The organism is Streptomyces sp. NPDC088197 (assembly GCF_044741185.1).
Lineage (GTDB): Bacteria > Actinomycetota > Actinomycetes > Streptomycetales > Streptomycetaceae > Actinacidiphila.
In genome coordinates this window covers 1-1,023 of record NZ_JBIUSD010000036.1, presented here as the reverse complement: position 1 = coordinate 1,023, position 1,023 = coordinate 1, and the positions used below count along the sequence as shown (strand labels likewise).

Genomic DNA, 1,023 nt, shown 5'->3' with positions numbered 1-1,023 from the left:
TGTATTGACCTGGAGGGTTGTTGACGCGGGTGATGGGTGGCTGGCCGCCGAGTGCGGTGTGGGTGCGGTGGTGGTTGTAGGTGTGGAGGAAGTCTGCCAGGGCTGCGGTCCGCTGGTCGTTGGTGGTGTAGGGCTGTTGGTAGGCCCATTCGTCGAGCAGGGTGCGGTTGAAGCGTTCGACCTTGCCGTTGGTCTGCGGGCGGTAGGCGCGGGTGAGTTTGCCGGTCGCGCCGAGGTCGGCCAGGGCCTGCTTCCACAGGGCGCTTTTGCGGTAGGACCAGGCGTTGTCGGTCAGGACGCGTTCGATGCGGGTGATGCCGGTGGTGGCGAAGAAGGCTGCTGCGCGGCGGAGGAAGTCTGCGCAGGTGGCGGCTTTCTCGTCGGGGTGGACTTCGCTGTAGGCCAGGCGTGTGTGGTCGTCGACGGCGGAGTGGATGTAGTCGAAGCCGGCACCCGGTTTCCCGGCCCGGGTGGCCTGGCGGCCGCGGGTGCGCCAGCCGCCGCCGTCGGGGATCCGGCCGAGTTTCTTGACGTCGATGTGGATCAGTTCGCCGGGGCGGTCGCGTTCGTAGCGGCGGATGATGTCGCCGGTGGGCCGGTCGATGTATGCCAGGCGGTTCAGGCCGTGGCGGACCAGGACCCGGTGCACGGTCGAGGCGGGCATGCCCAGGACCGGGCCGATCCGGGCCGGCCCGAGCTTGCGGGCCTGGCGCAGCTCGCACACGCGGGCCTCGACCGCGGCCGGGGTGCGGTGCGGTGTCCTGTGCGGCCGGCTGGAGCGGTCGTGCAGACCGGCTTCGCCCTCGGCCCGCCACCGCCTGACCCACTTATGGGCCGTGGTCCGCGAGATCCCCATCTCGGCTGCGACATGCGCCACCGGGCGGCCCGAGCGGACACGCTCGACAAGGATCCGTCTGCCGTGAACGGTCAGCCGGGCATTACGGTGGGACACGAAGACCTCCGTGCGGTGCAGTCCTAGACAGCTCCACCACACCGGAGGTCTTCGCCATGATCAAGCACCGG

At 69.7% G+C, this 1,023-nt stretch carries 1 protein-coding gene; it reads right to left on the bottom strand.

The annotated features are described in order from the left end of the window. On the bottom strand, positions 1-952 hold a 952-nt coding region (locus ACIOC1_RS35560; protein WP_401858772.1), incomplete at its 3' end, for an IS481 family transposase. Positions 953-1,023 lie beyond the last annotated feature (71 nt).